The sequence below is a fragment of the Pseudomonas sp. FeS53a genome (assembly GCF_000931385.1).
Classification (GTDB): domain Bacteria; phylum Pseudomonadota; class Gammaproteobacteria; order Pseudomonadales; family Pseudomonadaceae; genus Metapseudomonas; species Metapseudomonas otitidis.
Genome location: NZ_JYFT01000015.1, coordinates 94,094 through 113,252, shown reverse-complemented (window position 1 = coordinate 113,252; position 19,159 = coordinate 94,094). Strand labels below are relative to the sequence as shown.

Below are 19,159 nucleotides of genomic sequence, written 5' to 3'. Positions count from 1 at the left end.
CCTTCCCCGAACCCACAACGGACGTTCCATTTCAGGGATACATGCGAGGCAACACCATGCTGATCACCACCACGGTCGACGAACTGACCGCCGACCACCTGGCCGGCCTGATCCAGGCCCGGCACTACGGCATCCTCATCAAGGGCTTTGCCCCGGCCGACACCGTCGAACTGGCCCGCGAGCGGCTCAGCCGCCACGAACTGCGCAGCGCCTTCAGCGAGCAGAACGAGTTCGTGCGCCTGGGCAAGGCCTATATCGAGATCGGCGACGAGGCCAGCCGCGCCGAGTACCACGCCCAGGCCGTGCCCACCATCCGCCGCGTGCGCGACGTGTTCCGGCCCCTGGCGTCGCCCATCGACGAGCTGCGCCTGCTGCTCGATGAGGTCTGGCCCAAGGGCGCGCGCCTGCTGGATGTGAACGGGCAGAAGTGCTTCGTCGGCATCACCCGCTTCCTCGGCAATGGCACCGACCTCACCCCCCATACCGACAACCTCGAGCGCAACGCGCCCCAGGACCACGAGCCCAAGCTGCTGACGCAGCTGTCCGCCAACGTCTACCTGGCCATCCCGGAGGACGGCGGCGAACTGGAGTTCTGGGGCCAGCAGCCCGATGAGGCGGAATACGAGCGGCTGCGCGGCTCGCGTGCCTACGGCATCGAACGGCACCTGCTGCCGCCGCCGGAGGTGGTGGTCAAGCCCGAGCCGGGCGACCTGATCCTGCTCAACCCGCGGCTGATCCATGCGGTGCGCCCCTCGGCCACCGCCACGCGGATCACCCTCGGCGTATTCATCGGTTATTTCGGCGACGACCAGCCCCTGGCCTATTGGAGCTAAGCAGCATGAGTGACGTGGAAGCGATCAACCTGAAAGCCTATTTCAACAAGGGCGGCGAGGAGCTGGACTTCACCGGCAAGCGCTGCGTGCTGGCGGTGAGCGTGGGGCAGGAGTACCACGAGGGGCAGAAACTCAGCTCCACCGTGCACCTGATCAACAAGTCCGGCTTCAGCCGGGTGAAGGTGGTAGTGGCCGACACCCTGCAGCGCCACAACAAGCACGGCAAGTCGCCGGGGGAGGCGCTGTCCGCCTCGATCCGCGACGGCGATGCCTGGCTGGCGCGCAACCGCCGCTACCTGTCGGGGCTGGAAGCACCGGTAACGGTCAGCCGCTGGAACCAGGAGCTGGCCTCGGACCGCTACGCCGAGCTGCGCCAGCAGGTGGACCAGCTCTATCGCGAGAGCGAGGACCTGCGCGGCGCCATCGAAGCCACCATCGGCGTGTTCATCGAGCGCCTGCGATTGCGCGACCCGGACGCCGACGTCGAGCGCGCGGCCGCCCAGTGCCGCGAGTACATCCTGGAAGAGGTGCCGATCATCCTCCCGCTGTGGGCGGAGGAGGGCTACGACTACGTGATCTACCCACAGCAGATGACTGACGCCATGGCCACCGCCCGGCGCCTGCTGATCGAACCCCACGCGCCGGACCGGGTGCACTGGCTGCCGCTGAAGTTCAAGAAGCGCGGCATCCCGATCCCCTTCACCCTCCCGGGCGCCGTGCACCCGGCCTGGGCGGGGAGTGCGATTGCGATCTGAATGTTCCATGAAGGGCGGCTTGCGCCGCCATCGCGAATGAATTCGCTCCCACAAAAACCTGTAGGGGCGAATTTATTCGCCCAGCGATGCGCCGCATCGCCAACCCACCCGGCACACAGCCGGAGGGTTGATGAACCAACCGTAGGAGCGGATTCATCCGCGAAAAAAGCAGCCCTAAGGGCTGCCTGGGCGAATGAATTCGCCCCAACCAGAGGGCCCCACGCCACACGGACGACGGCCTCCACCCCCTGTCATGACGGAAGGAGTTCCCATGAGCGTTTTTGCGCAACAGCAACGCAAATGGTGGGCCTTGCTCGGTGTGAGCATCGCCAGTTTTCTCGGCTGCGTGGATTTCACCATCGTCAACACCGCGCTACCGGCCCTGCAGGCCGACCTCGGTGCTTCGGTGGAAAGCCTGCAATGGGTCATCAACGGCTTCATCCTCGCGCTCTCCAGCACCATGGTGCTGGTTGGCCGGCTGGCCGACCTGCATGGCCGCCGGCGGGTGCTGAACATCGGCCTCGCGGTGTTCGGCCTGGCCTCCCTCGGTGCCGGGCTGGCCACCAGCATCGATGCCCTGGTGGCCGCGCGGGTGGCCCAGGGGCTGGCCTGTGCGGTGCTGTACACGGCCTCCGGCGCCATCGTCTCGGCCACCTTCGCCAGCGAGGAGCAGGGCAAGGCCTTCGGCGTGCTGTTCGGCGTCAACGGCGTCGGCCTCGCCGTGGGACCGGTGCTGGGCGGGGTGATCACCAGCGCCTTCGGCTGGCAGTGGATCTTCCTGGTCAACGTGCCCTTCGTGCTGCTCAGCCTGGCGATCATCGCCCTGGCGGCGGACGAATCCCGTGCCGAGCAGGACGGCGCGCGGCTCGACTGGGCCGGTGCAGCGCTGCTGCTGGTGGGCCTGCCGAGCCTGGTGCTGGTGATCGTCCAGGGCGGTGCCTGGGGCTGGGCCTCGGCCACCACCCTGGGGCTGATCGGCCTGGCCGCGCTGGCCTTCATCGCCTTCGTCGCGGTGGAGCTGCGGGTGCGTGCGCCCATCGTCGACCTGCGCCTGTTCGTCAACCGCCGCTTCGTCGCCGCGGTGACCGCCAGTTTCGGCCTGGCGCTGTTCTACTGCGTGGCCTTCTTCGTGATGCCGCTGTACCTGTCGCTGATCCGTGGCGAGAGCGTGCAGGCCAGCGGCCTGCTGCTACTGCCCACCACCCTGGGCGTGGCGCTGCTGTCGCCGGTGGTGGGGCGGCTGGTGGACCACAAGGGCCCGGCGCTGCTGATCCAGGCCGGGCTGCTGTTCTTCACCCTGTCGGCCTTGCTGCAGGCCGGCTTCGCCGAGGGCACCTCGCTGCCGTACCTGCTGGGCGCCTTCGCGGTGATGGGGCTGGGCTGGGCCTGCATCCTCGGGCCGTCCACGGTGCTGGGCATCTCCTCGGTGCCGCAGCAGGTGGGCTCGGTGGCCATGGGCTCGCTGATGACCCTGCACAACGTCGGCGGCGGCCTCGGTCTGGCGGTCGGCGTGGGCCTCTACCGCGCATTCGCCGCCCACGCGCTGGCCGGCTCCACGGGCGTGGCGGCCGATACCGACTGGCTGGCCCGTGCGGCCGCCGCGCCGGAGCAGGGCGTGGCACTGCTGGGCGCGCACCTGGCGCAAGCCCCGGAGGTGCTGCAGGGCTGGGTGCACGACGCCTTCCTCCAGGGCTACCAGGCGGTGATGCTGTTCCTCGCCGCCAGCGTGCTGCTGGTCTGGGCCAGCGTCGCCTTGCTGCTGCGGGCCCGGGTGGCCGCGCCCGCCGAGGCGGCTGCCGAGCAGGAGCCCAGCCATGGCAAGGCGTGACGGTCGCCTGCGCCTGGGGGCCTTCCTCTCCGGTTCCGGCGCCCATGCCGGCAGCTGGCGCCACCCCCGGGCGGACGCCGACGCCTCGATCAACTTCGAGCGTTACCGGCACTACGCCCAAACCCTGGAGCGCGGGCGCTTCGATGCACTGTTCCTCAACGACAACGTGGCGGTGGGCGAGCTGGACCCGCGCGTGCTGCGCAGCAGTGCCTACAGCCTGCGCTGGGACCCCCTGACCCTGCTGCCGGCGCTGGCGGTGACGACGCAGCACATCGGCCTGATCGCCACCGCCAACACCAGCTACAACGAGCCCTACACCATCGCCCGCAAGTTCGCCTCGCTGGATCACCTGTCCGGCGGCCGCGCCGGCTGGAACCTGGTGACGGCGCTGATCGGCGGGGAGAACTTCAACCGCGCCGAGCACCTGCAGCATGCCGACCGCTACGCGCGCGCCGGGGAGTTCTTCGAGGTGGTCACCGGGCTCTGGGACAGCTGGGCCGACGACGCCTTCCCCCTGGACAAGGCCTCCGGCACCTGGCTGGAACCGGAGCGCATGCGCGTGCTGGACCACGAAGGCGAGCACTTCCGCGTGCGCGGCCCGTTGAATGCACCCCGGCCGTTGCAAGGCTGGCCGGTGATCGCCCAGGCCGGTTCCTCCGAAGCCGGTCGCGCCCTGGCGGCGCGCACCGCCGAGCTGGTGTTCACCGCCCAGCAGACCCTGGAGGAGGGCAAGGCCTTCCATGCCGATATCCACCAGCGCCTGGCGTTGGCCGGGCGCGAGGAGGGTGAACTCAAGGTGTTCCCCGGCCTGGCCCCGGTGGTGGGGCGCACCACCAGCGAGGCGCAGGAGAAGCACGAGGAATTGCAGGCGCTGGTGGACCCGGAGGCGGCGCTCAAGGCGCTGTCCTTCCTGCTGGACATCGGCATCGACCTGGAGCGCCTGCCGCCGGATGCGCCGGTCGTACTGCCCGACCCGCTGCCGGTCACCGAGCGCCACAAGAGCCGCCAGCAACTGGTGATCGACCTGATCCGCCGCGAGAAGCCCACCGCCGCGCAGCTGCTGCGCACGCTCGGCGCCGGCGGCCATCGCCTGCTGGTGGGCACGCCGAGCCAGATAGTCGAGGAGATGGCCTGCTGGTACGAAGAGCGCGCGGCGGATGGCTTCAACCTGCTGTTCACCCACCTGCCGGGCGGGCTGGAGGACTTCGTCGACCTGGTGATCCCCGAGCTGCAGCGTGTCGGGCTGTTCCGCCGTGAATACGAAGGCCGCACCCTGCGCGAGAACCTCGGCCTGCAGCGCGTCGCCAATCGGCATTTCGCCTAGCGCGGCCAGGCTGTCGGAATCCACGGGCTGCAATCCGGGCGTTCCGCTCCGGCGTGGTGATCGAGGCCGAAGAGCGGTAGATTTCCCGCTTTCATCACGGAGCGGCAGCACATGGATAACCCTTTCCAATCCCCGACCACCGATGTCCCCACGGAGAAGGGCGGCAGCACGTCGAGCCCGGCATCCCTCGCGCTGCGCCTGGCGATCCTGGCGTTCTGTTCGGTCCAGTTCCTGGTGCTGCTGTGGAACCGCGGAGCCATCTGGGACGCCATGCGGGCCGGAGAGATTTCCGTGTTCGGTGCTGCCGGGGGCTTCCTGTTCGCCTTCCTCCTGATGCTTGCTGGGGCGTTGCTGTTCTTTGCCCAGCGGTCGGCACGTTGGCTGTTGCTGGCCTGCCTGCCTTACCAGCTGTACGCGCTGGCAACGGCTGCCTGGTGTACAGCTGGCGGCTCAGGCAGCCGATGTGACGACCGAGCCTCGTGGGCGCGTGCCAGGTCGGTGAGGGCAGGGCGGTGATGCATTCTGCTGGCCCGCGCCGAATCCGTGAGCAACGCACTGCGGTGCCCTGGGCCTTTGCTTTAGTGTGCTGTCGTGTCGCGCCAGCAGCGCGGCGCCAACCCTTTCAAATTACTGGAGAGATATAGGACATGGGCGCCTGGGGGGCGGGGCTGTATTCCGATGACACAACCTGTGATGTACGGGATGACTACGTCCAGCACCTGAAGCACGGGCTTTCCCACGGCGAGGCCTGCCAGAAGGTCCTGGGCCGCCACGCCGCACGGCTGGGCGAGCCTGAGGTGGCCTGCCTGGTGTACGTCGCCCTGGCCGACACGGCCTGGAAGTACGGCCGGCTGGACGAGACGCTCAAGGACAAGGCGCTGTCGCTGCTGCACGCGGGCGGAGACCTGTTCGTGTGGGAGCGCGATGCGCCCGGGGACGTGCCGGCCCGTCGCAAGACCCTCCAAGCGCTCGCAGCCAGGCTGGCGACCCCTCAGCCGGCGGAAAAGCCTGTGAAGGTGTCGTCACCCAAGCCCAGGAAGGTCCGTACCACGGCGCCTGTGGGCTCGGTCTTCTCGCTGGATTTGCCCAGCCAACGCCAGGTGCTGCTGGTCCTGGTGGGCTTCGTCGAGTTGGAGAAGAGCATCGACCCGGTGTTCTCGGTCCTGGCGCAGCCCATCGCCTCAGCTGAATCCCTGCCTATTCGAATCACTGGCGATGCCCCGACACTGGTGCTCTCGAAGGGCTTTCGGCAGCCATTCCGGCACGTTGCCATCCTGCCCCGGGATGAACGAAAGGACATCCTCACCGGGCTGACACCCCTGGACATCACCGTCGAAGCGGCGCTGCCGTTCCAGCGGGAGTACACGGTGTGGCTGGCATTGGGGCGCATTGCCAGTGAGGTCGACGCGCACCTTTGAGACGGGTGAACGGGCAGGGGGAGGAGGGGAGCGCCCCTTCTCGTCGACGCTCAAGGCCTGCGTAAATTGACGCTGTCATCACCGATTAACCGCCATACGGGCTTGCTACATGTAGTGCTCGTGCCACTCCCACACAAAGGAACTGTGCTGATGAAAAAGACTGTACTGACCGCCCTGGCCCTGGTGTTTCCGCTGCTGGCCAAGGCCGAACTGGCGGTGATCTTCGACGGTGCCGGCACCTGCGACGGCTGCGCGAAGACCGTCGCCGAGCTGTTGCAGAAGGAGCGCTACAACGTCCGCCTGGTGGATGAAGACCAACTCAGCGCCGAGGTGCTCGAGGACGCCGATCTCTACGTACAGCCAGGCGGCTCGGACGACATCATGGACACCTTGTCGGAGCTGTCCGCCAGCCAGGTGCAGGCCATCCGCGACTTCGTCGCCCAGGGTGGCCAGTACCTGGGCATCTGTGCCGGCGGTTACCTGGCTGGGCGCTATGCCGACGAGAAGGAAGGCGTCCCGGCCTTTGGACTGATCGAGCTGGCCGAGGTCGACCAGGAAATCCCGAAGGACAACGCGGCGCAGTTCATCTCCATCCAGCTGCCCGCAGGCCACGAGCAGCGCGACGTCTACTACCAGGCCGGCCCGCATTTCGGCAGCCGGCTCCCGGCTGGCGCCGAGGCGACGGCGTACTACACGAAATCCCGACGCATCGCCGCGCGAATCTCGTCCTACGGCAAAGGCACGGTCGGCCTCATCGGCCCGCATTACGAAGCGGACAGTTCCTGGTACGCCGCCGATGGGTTGCCATCCGACGCAGACGAACATCAGGACTTGCTGGTGGCCATGCTGGCGCAGATGAAGGAACGCGCCGGGCAGTGATCGCCGCGTGGTAACGCAGAAACCGAAAGACTGATCGAAGAGCGAGCCAAGGACGATTTCCGGCGTATCCACAGCGTGGAAAGCATTGGGGAATCACTCAGCCAGGAAACACGCCATTAACCCATAATGTAGATTATGTTAAATCGCATATTATGGATTGGCCGTCACTGATGACTCTGCCGGCTCACTCGCCCCGCTTTGTTTGCTTGGATATCGCCTCGACCTCCGCCACTAGACGCTGGTCGAGGCTGTTTCGTTTGGCCGGTGCCTGCTCACTCAACTACAGGTGGAAGTCGCCTGCTGCTTCCGGCTGGTAAAGCACCTTCCTGATTTCGATCCGGCGGGTTCGGTCTGAGATTCGCCAGTCGATGGCGTCACCCTCCTGGTAGCCCAGGATGGCGGCGCCGATGTCGGAGCACACGGAATGTTTCCCGGCGCGGCTGTCGGCGTCTTCGGGATAGACCAGGACCACTTCGATCTCTTCGTCGTCCACCTGCAGCAAGGCCCTGGAGTTCATCGTGACGACATCGCGCGCCACCTGCTCCGGCGTGACCACGGTCGCTCGCTCGATCTCATGTTCGAGCTCTACGACTGCCGGACCTTCCTCAAGGACGATCAGGCTCTCGAGCCTGGCCTTGTCGAACTCGGTGATGTAGATCCCGGTGGAATCGCCAAGGGCACCTTCGCGCAACAACTGCAGGTAGCGCCCTGCCGTCATGGAAAACGACTTCAAGGCCGGCGTTTCGCTCTCGAGCAGGAAGCCGCTGCGCTGGAAGGCCTTCAGCGAACGCAGATTGTCCGGGTGGATCTTGGCGATGAGCTTCTTGGCCCGCATGTCGAGGAAGGCCAGCTTCATGCCTTCGCGGATCGTACGGGCGCCCAGGTTGCGGCCCCACTCGCCGCTGTTTCCGATGGCCAGGACGATCTCGCACTCCGAGCCGGTCTTGATGAGGCGGACAAAGCCCACCGGGGCGTCGTGCCGGTCGAAGGCCAGGAAGAATCGGCCGTCCCGGTTGAACAGATGGGTCAGGATCGGCGCTTGGGTCCGATCCATGGCTTGCTCGATGGACCGCGACACATCACGCGAATCGCTCAGGTAGCAGGTGACGCGCTCATCCTCCAACCAGTCCATCAACGTCAGCGCGTGTGCCCGGGTGATTTCAGGGCACAGCGAAATGAAAGGCTTGTTCATCTTCACCACACAGGTATCTGTAAAGAATGAAAGCCCTTCATGGCTACGGCCATGACGGTTCTTTCTGCGACCGGCCACTTTAAGGCATTACGCAGCAATCACGAACGACCTGAGCGCTTTTCCTTGATCAGCCGATGCAGGCTCGGCCTGTAGGCATGGCTGGCACGCCCTCACCGCACCTGCGCCCCCATCTCCTGCATGAACTGCCACAGCCTCGGCGGCAACTGGTCCGGATCGAGGCCGTCGAGCAGGTTCTTCATGCCAAGGCCCAGGTCGGTGTCGCCTTCGATGACCAGGCGCCGACGGAAGAACAGCGTGTCCGGGTCCTCCTGGCGGCTGGCCAGCAGCAGGAAGTCGCGCCAGGTGCCGCGGATGCACACATCCACCGAACGGCGCTGAGCCACCCGCAGCCGGTTGCCGCTGCAACTCACGCACCAGGCCAGGCCCAGGTCGCTGACTTCCAGGCGCAGCCAGCGATTTTCCAGCAGATGGAACGCCCCCTCGGACAGCGGCGTGGCGAACAACCGCGCGGCAGCCAGCTCGATCCCCCGGCGCTGGATGGCGAACGGCACGTGGCGGCTGTAGGGCAGCAGCGGCTGGCCCAGTTTCAACGCCCATTTGGCGACGCTCATAGCCCACCCTCCTCCACGGCCAGCATCCCCGGCTTGCCGTGCCAGTAGCCGTTGCAACCATTGACCGCCAGTGGCGGCAAGGCGCCGTCACGCACGGCGGCGAATTCGCCAATGACCCTGTCCATCCCCTCGGCGCGCGGGCTGAGGCGCAGCACATCGACGCCACGGCCCGCGATGCCGGGGTAATCGGCCAGCAGGTTGCCCACCTCGGCGGACATCGTCTGGATGCCGTTCAGGGTGAACAGCGCCTGGCCTTCCTGGCTCAGCAGCGGGATGCCTTCGGGGTAGTTCTGGCAGCAGAACTGGCAATCGTCCTTGGGCCGGTTCTCGGCCCGCGCCGTGAAGCAGCGGGCCGAATACGCCAGCGGCAGATGGCCGTAGGCGAACAGCTCCACCTCCGGGCGCGGTGCCTGCAAGGCGTCGAGTTGCTGCAGGCAGTCCTCCAGCAGGCGCCCGGAGCATTCCACCGGCGGCACCCAGCGCTGCAGGCCGCAGGCTTGCAGCTCCATCAGTGCATGAGCGTTGTACAGGTTGAGCGCCGGGCCGGCGACGAAGGGCCTGCCCTGCTCCGCCAGCAACTGCACCGCGCCCATGTCGTTGGCTTCCACCAGCAGTTCGCCGTTGTCGCACAGGCGGCGAAGGCTGGAGAGTTCCGAGGACGCCTCCACCAGCGCCAGGCCCGACAGCACGAGCTCGGCCCGGGTACTTTCGCGCAACTCGCGGGCCAGGCCCAGCCAGTCGTCCAGCGACAGGGCTCGGCGCTTCGAGCACACCGTCTCGCCCAGGTAGATGATGTCGAGCGGCTGGCTGGCCATCTCGGCATAGAAGTCCAGCAGCTTGCTGCGGCTCCAGTAGAACAGCACGGGTCCGAGGCTCAGTTTCATTGGGGTCCTCACTGCCAGGATCGGTGGTAAGCGCCGAGGGTCGTCTGGCTGCCTTCCGACAGCCCGTCCAGTGCCTTGCGCCAGTGCTCCTGCACGGCAAAGCGGCCGCTGGCGTGGGCATCCAGCGCCTCGCGCCAGACCCGCGTGACCTGCTCAACATAGGCCGGGCTGCGTTGACGGCCCTCGATCTTCACCGCCGCGATGCCCATTTCCGCCAACTGCGGGATCAGGTCGAGGGTGTTCAGGCTGGTGGGCTCCTCCAGCGCGTGGAAGCGCTGGCCTTCCACCAGGAAGCGGCCCTTGCACAAGGTCGGGTAGCCCGCCGGCTCGCCCGGCGCATAGCGGTCGATCAGCACCTCGCTGAGGCGCGAACTCAGGCCCTCGGCGTCCTCCTGCCAGCGCACCGCCTTGGCGGGCGAGCACACGCCGCACAGGTTGGGCGACTCCCCCGTCACGTAGGACGACAGGTGGCAACGGCCCTCGGCCATGATGCACAGGCTGCCGAAGGCGAACACTTCCAGCGGCACGCTGCTCTTTTCCGCCACCTGGCGCACCTGGGCCAGGGACAGCACCCGGGGCAGCACCGCACGGCGGATGTTGTAGCGCTGCTGGTAGAACGCCAGCGCGGCCGGATTGGTGGCCGAGCCCTGCACGGAAAGGTGCAGGTTGAGATCGGGGTGGCGCCGGCTGGCGTAGGCCAGCACACCGGGATCGGCCGCAATCAGCGCATCCACGCCCAGCGCCGCCGCCTGGTCCACCGCACGTTGCCAGCGCGTCCAGCCCTGGGGCTGGGCGTAGGTGTTCACCGCCACATAGAGCTGTCGGCCGCGCTGGCGGATCAGCTGCAGGCCGGTCTCCAGCTGACGCTCGTCCAGGTTGAGCCCGGCGAAGTGGCGTGCGTTGGTGTCATCGCGAAAGCCCACGTAGATGGCATCCGCGCCTTGCTGGAGAGCAGCCTTGAGGGCGGGCAGACTGCCCGCCGGACAGACCAGATGCATGAAACGACTCCTGCTCGAACGGCGATGCGCCAGTCTAGGCAGCGCATTTGCGGCTGCCTTGACCACGATCAAGGCAGCCTGGCCGGGCGCGTAGCGCCACCCTGCGCAGCCTTGATCCGCGTCAAGGTTGCAGCGCCCCGTGGGCCTAGCCTGGATCCCGTCCAGACAACCGGAAGCGCTGCCATGGCCAAGAAATTCCCCCTGCACCCCCGCCACCCCGAACGCATCTGCTGGGGCTGCGACCGTTACTGCCCGGCGGATTCCCTGGCCTGCGGCAACGGCGCCGACCGCACCATGCACCCGGTCGAGATGCTGGGCGATGACTGGTACCGCCACGGCGACTGGGGCATCGACGTCGCGGAAGCCGAAGACAACGCCGAAGCCGGGGCCCGCAATGCCGCAAGCCTCTGATCCGATCCCCCAGCGCCCTCCTCGCCCTCACGGACCGTACCGCCATCCAAGTGGTCTGCCCATCTGCCCCGGATTGGACCGACTCCGCCCTCCACTCGCTCGGTATAAATCCCGGCCTGGGTCCTGGCAGTTGCCGACCCAGGCCTTCAAGACCAGCAAGGATTCATACCCATGACAGCGATGCAGCAGGTGGTAGCCGTTCGCCCCGTGACGGAAGCGGACTTCGAGCAATGGCAGGCGTACTGGGACCAGTACCAGGTGTTCTACAAGGTGGAACTGGGGCCGGAGATCACCCGGCGCACCTGGGCCCGTTTCTTCGACGCGGCCGAGCCGGTGGAGTGCGCCGTGGCCGTCGAGGGCGAGCGGGTGCTCGGCTTCGTCCACTACGTGTTCCACCGCTCCACCTGGGGGCAGAACGACTTCTGCTACCTGGAGGACCTCTTCGTCTCCCCCGAAGCCCGTGGGCGGATGATCGGCAAGCAGCTCATCGAACACGTCCAGCGCCAGGCCCGTGGCCGCCACTGCGACCGGCTCTACTGGCACACCCAGGAGACCAACCACACCGCCCAGCGCCTGTATGACTGGATCGCCGAGAAGCCCGGCGTGATCGAATACCGCATGGCGCTGTGACGCCCCGGAGCGAGGTCCCGCCTCGCTCCCCTCTTCCCCACCTGCGCCTGCTCACCGAGTGGGCGCAGCGGTTACAGCCCGCACCATGAGGAAGCATCCTGCGCCCTCCCGGTGTTACGCCCGGCCCCACCCTCCTCCCCTGCACAGCCGGTTCTCGACCGGATAATTCCTAGCGCATCAATCACTTGTCCGTTGCCGCTGCGCCTTGGCACAGCACGTGCATTAGTGCATGCATGGATAATTGGATCCAAAAATACAAACGGAGCCACCCCGATGCGCCTGGTCCCCAACTACGAGCGAGCCCCCGCCACCGCCGAAGAAGAGGCCTACAGCTACCTGCTGGACGCCATCTGCAAAGGCCAGTACCGCACCGGTGACCGCCTGATCGCCGAGGACATCGCCACTGACATCGGCATGAGCCGCATGCCCGTGCGCGAAGCCTTCCGCCGCCTGGCGGCCGAAGGCCTGGTGACCCTGCGCCCCAACCGCGGCGCCATCGTCAGCGGCCTCAACATCGAGGAGATGCGCGAAGTCTTCGAAATGCGCAGCGCCCTCGAAGGCCTGGCCATCCGCCTGGCCGTGCCCAAGCTCACCGAGTGCCACCTGGCCCGCCTGGAACGCCAGCTGGACGAAATGGACGACTACCGCGACGACAGCGCCGAGTGGGTCAGCCGCCACCGCGCCTTCCACGAATACCTCTGCAGCCTGGCCGAGCGGCCACGGCTGATGCGCCAGATCAACGCCCTCTACTCGGTGATCGAGCCGCACATGCGCCTCTGGCTGCAGCACGTCGACAAACCCATGAGCGCCCGCGAGGAACACTCGGTGATCCTCGACGCCCTGCGCACCGGCGATGCCCGCGAAGCCGAGCAGGTGATCTGCGAACACATCGAGGGCACCGTGCCCTCGCTGCTGGAATTCCTTGAAGCAACGGGCGCCTGAGACCCGGCCTTCATTCCTCCCCTGAACTGCCTCGGCAACCCCGCCCACAGGAGCTGATCATGTTCGTACGCAGGATCCCGCAGTGCCTTCTTGCCCTTTGCCTGGCCGCTCCACTGGCCCAGGCCGACACGGTGAAGATTCCCGACCGCCTGAAGAACACCGACAAACTGGTGTTCTGCGGCGGCATGGACTCGCCGCCCATGGGCTTCTACGACAGCGCGCAGAAACCCACCGGGTTCACCGTCGAGCTGGGCCAGGCCTTCGCCCAACGCCTGGGCAACAAGGCCATCGAATGGCGTGTCACGCCCTTCTCCGGGCTGATCCCCGCCCTGCTCGCCGGGCAGTGCGACATGCTCGTCGACCAGCTGTTCGACAAGCCCGAGCGGCGTGAAGTGATCGACATGGTCAACTACATGTACTCCAGCCAGGCCGTGGTGGTCGGCAAGGGCAACCCTCGCGGCATTCGCAGCCTCGACGACCTGTCCGGGCGCAAGGTCGCGGTGCTCAACGGCTCTACCATCCGCACCCTGCTCGACGCCCACAACCAAGTGCTCGCCCAGGCCGGCAAGGCGCCCATGAAGATCGTCGTCTACAACACCGACACCGACGCCTTCCAGGCCCTGCGGGTCGGCCAGGCCGACGCCTACGGCACCACCCTGGAAACCGCCGGCTACTACCAGGGCATGGCCCCCGACCTGTTCGAGATCGGCGTCCCGGCCTTCGCCCGCATCCTCACCGGGGTCGGCATCCGCAAGGACGATCCGCAGTTGAGCGCCGCCGTGCAGCAGATCATCCGCGACATGCAGGCCGACGGCAGCTACCAGGCCCTTCTCGCCAAATGGCACATCGAAGGCGACAAGCTCGACTGAGCCGAGGTGACCCCATGAACTTCAGTTGGGATGTGTTCTGGCAGTACCTGCTCAGGCCCAGCGACATCTACCTGTACGGGCTCTGGCTGACCTGCGTGATCGCGGTCAGCGCCATGCTCCTGGGCTGCGCGCTGGGCTTGCTGGCAGCGCTGATGCGGCTGTCCACCAACCCCGTGCTGCAATACCCGGTGCGCTTCTACGTGTGGCTGATGCGCGGCACGCCGCTGCTGGTGCAGATCGTCTTCCTCTACACGGCACTGGCCGCCGGCGGGGTGTTCCGCTTCGAGGACCTGGACCTCGGGCTGTTCGTCCTGCCCGGCAACATCCAGGCGGCGATCATCGCCCTGGGCCTCAACGAAGGCGCCTACATGGCCGAGATCATCCGCGCCGGCATCGGCGCGGTGGACAAGGGTCAGTACGAAGCCGGGCGTTCCCTGGGCATGACCTTCCCACGGCTGATGCGGCGCATCGTGCTGCCCCAGGCGCTGCGCGTGATCGTCCCGCCGCTGGGCAACGAGTTCAACGTGATGCTGAAGAACACCACTCTCGTGAGCGTGATCGGCGTGCAGGAGCTGCTGCTCAGCACCCAGATGGTCACCTCCGCCACCTTCCGGGTGTTCGAGCTGTACCTGGTGGTGGCCCTGTACTTCCTGCTGCTGACCACCCTCTGGGGCGTCTTCCAGCGCTGGCTGGAAGTGCGCTTCGGGCGGTCCGAGTCCCCGGCGCCGGCCGCCTCGGGGCGCCTGTTCGGCCAGCAGGCCCTGAAACTGCTGAGGGGGCGTTGACATGATCCCGACCACGAACGACGTGGTGATCCAGGCCCGCGACGTGCACAAGGCCTTCGGCGACCTGACGATCCTCAAGGGCGTCTCGCTGGAGGTGCGCAAGGGCGAAGTGGTGGTGCTGATCGGCGCCTCCGGCTCGGGCAAGACCACCTTCATCCGCTGCATCAACCTGCTGGAGGACATCCAGGGCGGCAGCATCCGCGTCAACGGCGAACTGATGGGCTACCGGGAACGCCCCGACGGCCGCCTGGTGCGCGACTCCGAACGCAACATCGCACGGCGCCGCCGCGACATCGGCATGGTGTTCCAGCGCTTCAACCTGTTCCCCCACATGACCGTGCTGCAGAACATCATCGAGGCCCCCACCCAGGTCCTCGGCGTGCCCCGCGCCGAGGCCATCGAAGAGGCCCAGCGCCTGCTCGCCCGGGTGCGCCTGGCGGACAAGGCCGGGCACTACCCCAGCCAGCTGTCCGGCGGGCAGCAGCAACGGGTGGCCATCGCCCGCGCCCTGGCGATGAAGCCCCAGGCGATGCTCTTCGACGAACCCACCAGCGCCCTCGACCCGGAAACCGTCGGCGAGGTGCTGCAGGTGATGAAGGAGCTCGCCGAGGACGGCATGACCATGGTCGTGGTCACCCACGAAATGGGCTTCGCCCGCGAAGTGGCCGACCGCGTGGTGGTGCTGCACCAGGGCGAACTCATCGAAGAAGGCCCGCCGGCCCAGGTCTTCGGCAACCCCCACCACCCGCGTACGCGGGAATTCCTCAGCCGCGTTCTCTGACCCAAGGACACCCCATGCGCGCCCTCCCCCTGCTGGCCAGCACGTCCCTGATCGCCTGCGCCCTCGCCGCCCAGGCCGAAGAAGTGCCCGTGCGCTTCTACAACTGGTCCGACTACATCGCCCCGGACACCCTGAAGAACTTCGAGAAGGAGACCGGCACCCCGGTCCGCTACGACGTCTTCGACACCAACGAAATGCTCGAGGCCAAGCTGCTGTCCGGCCACTCCGGCTACGACCTGGTGGTGCCCTCCAGCCAGTTCCTCACCAAGCAGATCAAGGCCGGCGTCTACCAGCCCCTGGACCGCGCCCAGTTGCCCAACTGGACGCACCTCGACCCCCGCCTGATGCAGCGCCTGGAAGCCGCCGACCCCGGCAACCGCTACGCCGTGCCCTACATGTGGGGCACCGTGGGCATCGGCTACAACCTCGACAAGGTCAAGGCCGCCCTGGGCGACAGCGCCCCGCTGGATTCCTGGGACCTGGTGTTCAAGCCCGAGAACCTGGCCAGGCTGCACGGCTGCGGCGTGGCCTTCCTCGACGCGCCGGTGAAGATCATCCCCCAGGCCCTGCACTACCTTGGCCTGGACCCCAACAGCACCAACCCGGACGACTACACCAAGGCCTCCGCGCTGCTGCAGAAACTGCGCCCGTCGATCACCTACTTCAGCTCCTCGAAGTACACCACCGACCTCGCCAATGGCGACATCTGCGTGGCCGTGGGCTACTCCGGCGACGTGATGCAGGCCCGCACCCGCGCCCAGGAGGCCGGCAAGCAGATCGACGTGCGCTACGTGATCCCCAGGGAAGGCGCCAACCTCTGGTTCGACATGCTCGCCATCCCCCGTGACGCGAAGAACCCCAAGGGCGGCCACGCCCTGGTGAACTACCTGCTGCGCCCCGAGGTGATCGCCCCGGTGAGCGACTACGTCGGCTACGCCAACCCCAACCCGGACGCCACGAAACTGCTCGACCCCAAGGTGCGTGACAACCCCGGCATCTACCCCAGCGACGCGGTGATCGAAAAGCTCTACGTCTCCGCCGACCTGCCGCCGAAGATCCAGCGCGTGATCACCCGCGAGTGGACCCGCATCAAGACCGACCGCTGAACCGAAGAGAGTTTTCCATGCTGAGCTTCTCTGCCCACGAATACCCCTATGCCTCCCAGCGCCAGAGCGTGTTCGCCCGCAATGGCATGGTCGCCACTTCGCAGCCCCTGGCCGCCGAAGCCGGCATCAGCCTGCTGCGCGCCGGCGGCAACGCCATCGACGCCGCCATCGCCACGGCGGCGGCGCTCACCGTGGTCGAGCCCACCGGCTGCGCCATCGGCGGCGATGCCTTCGCCCTGGTCTGGGTCAAGGACCAACTCCACGGCCTCGACGCCAGCGGCCGCGCACCGGCCTCGCTTAGCATCGACGCAGTGAAGGCCGCCGGGCACACCCAGATGCCGGTGCACGGCTGGTTGCCGGTCACCGTACCGGGCTGCCCCTCGGCCTGGGCCGAGCTGTCCGCGCGCTTCGGCCGGCTGCCCTTCGCCGAGCTGCTGCAACCGGCCATCACCCTCGCCCGCGACGGCTTCCCGGTCTCCCCGGTGGTGGCCCACCAGTGGGAAGTGGCACGCCGCGAATACCAGGAAAGCCGCGCCGAGCACCCGGCGCTGGAAACCTGGTTCGACACCTACCTGGTGGACGGCCAGGCGCCACGTGCCGGCCAGCTCTTCCGCAACCCGGCCCAGGCACGCACCCTCGCCGAGCTGGCCGAGACCCGCTGCGAGAGTTTCTACCGGGGCGCCCTCGCCGAACGCCTGGCCGCCCACGCCGCCGCCAGCGGCGGCCACCTCGGCAGCGCCGACCTGGCCGGCTACCGGCCGCGCTGGGTCGAGCCGATCAAGGTCAACTACCGGGGTTATGACGTCTGGGAGATCCCCCCCAGCGGTCAGGGCCTGATCGCCCTGATGACCCTCAACATCCTCCAGGGCTTCGACTTCGACCACCGCGACAGCCAGCTCACCTGGCACCGCCAGCTGGAGGCGATGAAGCTCGCCTACGCCGACGGCCTGCACTTCATCACCGACGCCGAGCACATGCGTGTCAGCACCGCCGCGCTGCTGGCCGACGACTATGCCGCCCGCCGCCGGGGCGAAATCGGCGAGCAGGCCGCCCCGCCCCGGCACGGCAACCCCGACGCCAGCGGCACCGTGTACATCGCCACCGCCGACGGCGAAGGCAACATGGTGTCGTTCATCCAGAGCGCCTACCACGGCTTCGGCTCCGGCGTGGTCCTGCCGGACAGCGGCATCGCCCTGCAGAACCGCGGCTCGGAATTCAGCCTCGACCCCACCCACGTCAACGCACTGGCCCCGGGCAAGCAGACCTTCCACACCATCATCCCCGGCTTCCTCAGCAAGGACGGCGTCGCCGTCGGGCCGTTCGGCGTCATGGGCGGCTACATGCAGCCCCAGGGCCACGTGCAGATGGTGATGAACCTGGTGGACTTCGGCCTCAACCCCCAGGCCGCGCTGGATGCCCCGCGCTGGCAATGGCTGGGCGGGCTGAAGGTGGGCATCGAGCAGGCCGCCTCCCGCGACCTGGCCTTCGCCCTGGCCCGCCGGGGCCACGAGGTGCAGGTGGCCTGCGACCTGACGGACTTCGGCCGTGGCCAGATCATCGTCCGCGATCCGCAGACCGGCGTGCTCTGCGGCGGCACCGAGCCCCGCGCCGACTCCCACATCGCCGTCTGCTGAAGGAAGCGACCATGTCCCTGCACCCCACCCATGCCCGCGCGCTGACCATCTCCCCGATCGTGCTCGGCGGCAACGTGTTCGGCTGGACCCTCGACGAAGCGCGCTCCCGGCGCCTGCTGGACGCCAGCCTCGATGCCGGCCTCACCAGCATCGACACCGCCGACCTCTACTCCGCCTGGGCCAGCGGCAACAGCGGCGGCGAGTCCGAATGCATCATCGGCAACTGGCTGGCCAGCCGGCCTGGCGAGCGCGACCGCATCACCCTGTTCACCAAGGTCGGTGCCGAGCTTTCGCCGACCCGCACGGGGCTCTCGCGGCACTGGATCAACCAGGCCGTGGAAGACTCCCTGCGGCGCCTGCGCACCGACTACATCGACCTCTACTTCTCCCACTATCCGGACCCGGAAACGCCCCACGAAGAAACCCTGCGGGCCTACGAGGAACTGATCCGCGCCGGCAAGGTACGGGCCATCGGCGCCTCCAACTTCAGCCCGGAGCAACTGCGCGCGGCGTGGGCCAGCGCCGACCACGCCGGGTTGCCGGCCTACTCGGCGCTGCAGGTGGAATACAACCTCTACGACCGTGCCCGCTGCGAGGCCGACGACCTGCCCCTGGCCGCCGAGCAGGGCTGCGTGGTGACCACCTATTTCAGCCTCGCCTCCGGCTTCCTCACCGGGAAATACCGCCGCCTGGCCGACCTGGGCGACAGCGCCCGGCGCGAAGACCTGGAGAAGTACTTCGACGACCGGGGCATGCGCATCCTCGCTGCCCTCGACGCCGAGGCCGAACGCCTCGACGCCGCGCCCGGCGAAGTGGCCCTGGCCTGGTTGCGCCACCAGCCGGGGGTCACCGCCCCCATCGCCAGCGCCACCAGCGAAGCCCAATTGGCCAGCCTGGTGCGGGCGGGCCGGCTCACCCTGGACGCCGAGGGCCTGGCCCGGCTCGATGCGGCCAGCCGACCCGGCGCCTGATGACGAGGGCGGCGCCCACCGCCCCGTCTACCAAAAACAGCCCGCAGGGTATCGGCCCCAGTGGCTGCCTTGACCGGCTCGTCCGTCGTCGACCCTGCATCGCCGGGCACCGCCGGCTAGAGCCTTTCTTCATCACAAGGCCGTGCATCCATAACCAAAGGCTTTGGATGCACGGCCGCAGCCCCTGCCCGCCGATGCGGCAAAGCCCTCGCCCGGCGCGGCTTTCAGCCCCTTCCCCAAGCACAACGCACCGCCCTGGTGCGGGCCTTCCCGGTCTCGGACGGGGC

The 19,159-nt window shown here is 67.6% G+C and carries 19 protein-coding genes and 1 pseudogene; 16 read left to right on the top strand and 4 right to left on the bottom strand.

The window, feature by feature from the left end; genetic code table 11:
- The first annotated feature begins 56 nt into the window (after positions 1-56).
- The 7 genes from SZ55_RS05985 (at position 57) to SZ55_RS05955 (ending at position 7,037) form a co-directional block, all read left to right on the top strand.
- On the top strand, positions 57-833 hold the full coding sequence (locus SZ55_RS05985; RefSeq protein ID WP_044403202.1) for a 2OG-Fe(II)-dependent halogenase WelO5 family protein: 777 nt from the start codon (positions 57-59) through the stop codon (positions 831-833).
- Between the two features lie 5 nt (positions 834-838).
- Complete coding sequence (locus SZ55_RS05980; protein WP_044402841.1) at positions 839-1,588, top strand: tRNA-dependent cyclodipeptide synthase; 750 nt, start codon at positions 839-841, stop codon at positions 1,586-1,588.
- Positions 1,589-1,859: 271 nt separating this feature from the next.
- Positions 1,860-3,416 carry a DHA2 family efflux MFS transporter permease subunit gene (locus SZ55_RS05975; protein ID WP_044402839.1) on the top strand — a complete coding sequence of 519 codons (1,557 nt, stop codon included), beginning with the start codon at positions 1,860-1,862 and terminating at the stop codon, positions 3,414-3,416.
- Positions 3,403-4,740: an LLM class flavin-dependent oxidoreductase gene (locus SZ55_RS05970; protein WP_044402836.1), complete on the top strand. Its 1,338-nt coding sequence runs from the start codon at positions 3,403-3,405 to the stop codon at positions 4,738-4,740. The genes SZ55_RS05975 and SZ55_RS05970 overlap by 14 nt, the downstream gene beginning before the upstream one ends.
- A gap of 111 nt (positions 4,741-4,851) precedes the next feature.
- Positions 4,852-5,256 carry a hypothetical protein gene (locus SZ55_RS05965; protein WP_044402832.1) on the top strand — a complete coding sequence of 135 codons (405 nt, stop codon included), beginning with the start codon at positions 4,852-4,854 and terminating at the stop codon, positions 5,254-5,256.
- 131 nt (positions 5,257-5,387) lie between these two features.
- Entirely contained in the window at positions 5,388-6,158 is a 771-nt protein-coding gene (locus SZ55_RS27065; protein ID WP_052807538.1) for a hypothetical protein, read from the top strand.
- Positions 6,159-6,308: 150 nt separating this feature from the next.
- Positions 6,309-7,037 (top strand): BPL-N domain-containing protein, encoded by a 729-nt coding sequence (locus tag SZ55_RS05955; RefSeq protein WP_052807537.1) that lies wholly within the window; start codon positions 6,309-6,311, stop codon positions 7,035-7,037.
- Between the two features lie 280 nt (positions 7,038-7,317).
- On the opposite strand, the pseudogene SZ55_RS05950 reads toward SZ55_RS05955, so the two are convergent.
- From SZ55_RS05950 to ubiU, 4 genes and pseudogenes are all read right to left on the bottom strand, one after another.
- Positions 7,318-8,282 (bottom strand): annotated as a pseudogene (locus SZ55_RS05950) (GNAT family N-acetyltransferase).
- Between the two features lie 117 nt (positions 8,283-8,399).
- Complete coding sequence (gene ubiT / locus SZ55_RS05945) at positions 8,400-8,861, bottom strand: ubiquinone anaerobic biosynthesis accessory factor UbiT (protein WP_044402829.1); 462 nt, start codon at positions 8,859-8,861, stop codon at positions 8,400-8,402.
- Positions 8,858-9,745 carry a U32 family peptidase gene (locus SZ55_RS05940; protein ID WP_044402826.1) on the bottom strand — a complete coding sequence of 296 codons (888 nt, stop codon included), beginning with the start codon at positions 9,743-9,745 and terminating at the stop codon, positions 8,858-8,860. Before SZ55_RS05940 ends, ubiT begins: the two co-directional genes overlap by 4 nt.
- An 8-nt stretch (positions 9,746-9,753) precedes the next feature.
- Complete coding sequence (gene ubiU, locus SZ55_RS05935) at positions 9,754-10,743, bottom strand: ubiquinone anaerobic biosynthesis protein UbiU (protein ID WP_044402823.1); 990 nt, start codon at positions 10,741-10,743, stop codon at positions 9,754-9,756.
- 183 nt (positions 10,744-10,926) lie between these two features.
- Between ubiU and SZ55_RS05930 the strand changes: the two genes are divergently transcribed.
- The 9 genes from SZ55_RS05930 to SZ55_RS05890 all read left to right on the top strand — a co-directional run bounded on the left by SZ55_RS05930 (position 10,927) and on the right by SZ55_RS05890 (position 18,872).
- Positions 10,927-11,154: a DUF3079 domain-containing protein gene (locus SZ55_RS05930; RefSeq protein WP_044402820.1), complete on the top strand. Its 228-nt coding sequence runs from the start codon at positions 10,927-10,929 to the stop codon at positions 11,152-11,154.
- Positions 11,155-11,325: 171 nt separating this feature from the next.
- On the top strand, positions 11,326-11,784 hold the full coding sequence (locus tag SZ55_RS05925) for a GNAT family N-acetyltransferase (protein WP_044402817.1): 459 nt from the start codon (positions 11,326-11,328) through the stop codon (positions 11,782-11,784).
- 273 nt (positions 11,785-12,057) lie between these two features.
- Positions 12,058-12,726: a GntR family transcriptional regulator gene (locus SZ55_RS05920; protein WP_044402814.1), complete on the top strand. Its 669-nt coding sequence runs from the start codon at positions 12,058-12,060 to the stop codon at positions 12,724-12,726.
- 59 nt (positions 12,727-12,785) lie between these two features.
- The gene (locus SZ55_RS05915) at positions 12,786-13,595 is read left to right on the top strand and encodes an ABC transporter substrate-binding protein (RefSeq protein WP_044402811.1); all 810 of its coding nucleotides are present in this window, start codon (positions 12,786-12,788) and stop codon (positions 13,593-13,595) included.
- 14 nt (positions 13,596-13,609) lie between these two features.
- Positions 13,610-14,380 (top strand): amino acid ABC transporter permease, encoded by a 771-nt coding sequence (locus tag SZ55_RS05910; protein ID WP_044402808.1) that lies wholly within the window; start codon positions 13,610-13,612, stop codon positions 14,378-14,380.
- A gap of 1 nt (position 14,381) precedes the next feature.
- Positions 14,382-15,161 carry an amino acid ABC transporter ATP-binding protein gene (locus SZ55_RS05905; RefSeq protein WP_044402805.1) on the top strand — a complete coding sequence of 260 codons (780 nt, stop codon included), beginning with the start codon at positions 14,382-14,384 and terminating at the stop codon, positions 15,159-15,161.
- Between the two features lie 14 nt (positions 15,162-15,175).
- Entirely contained in the window at positions 15,176-16,267 is a 1,092-nt protein-coding gene (locus tag SZ55_RS05900; RefSeq protein WP_044402802.1) for a polyamine ABC transporter substrate-binding protein, read from the top strand.
- A gap of 17 nt (positions 16,268-16,284) precedes the next feature.
- A complete protein-coding gene (locus tag SZ55_RS05895) occupies positions 16,285-17,901 on the top strand; it encodes a gamma-glutamyltransferase family protein (protein ID WP_044402800.1) in 1,617 nt (538 codons plus the stop codon).
- A gap of 11 nt (positions 17,902-17,912) precedes the next feature.
- Positions 17,913-18,872 carry an aldo/keto reductase gene (locus SZ55_RS05890; RefSeq protein WP_044402797.1) on the top strand — a complete coding sequence of 320 codons (960 nt, stop codon included), beginning with the start codon at positions 17,913-17,915 and terminating at the stop codon, positions 18,870-18,872.
- Positions 18,873-19,159: the final 287 nt, after the last annotated feature.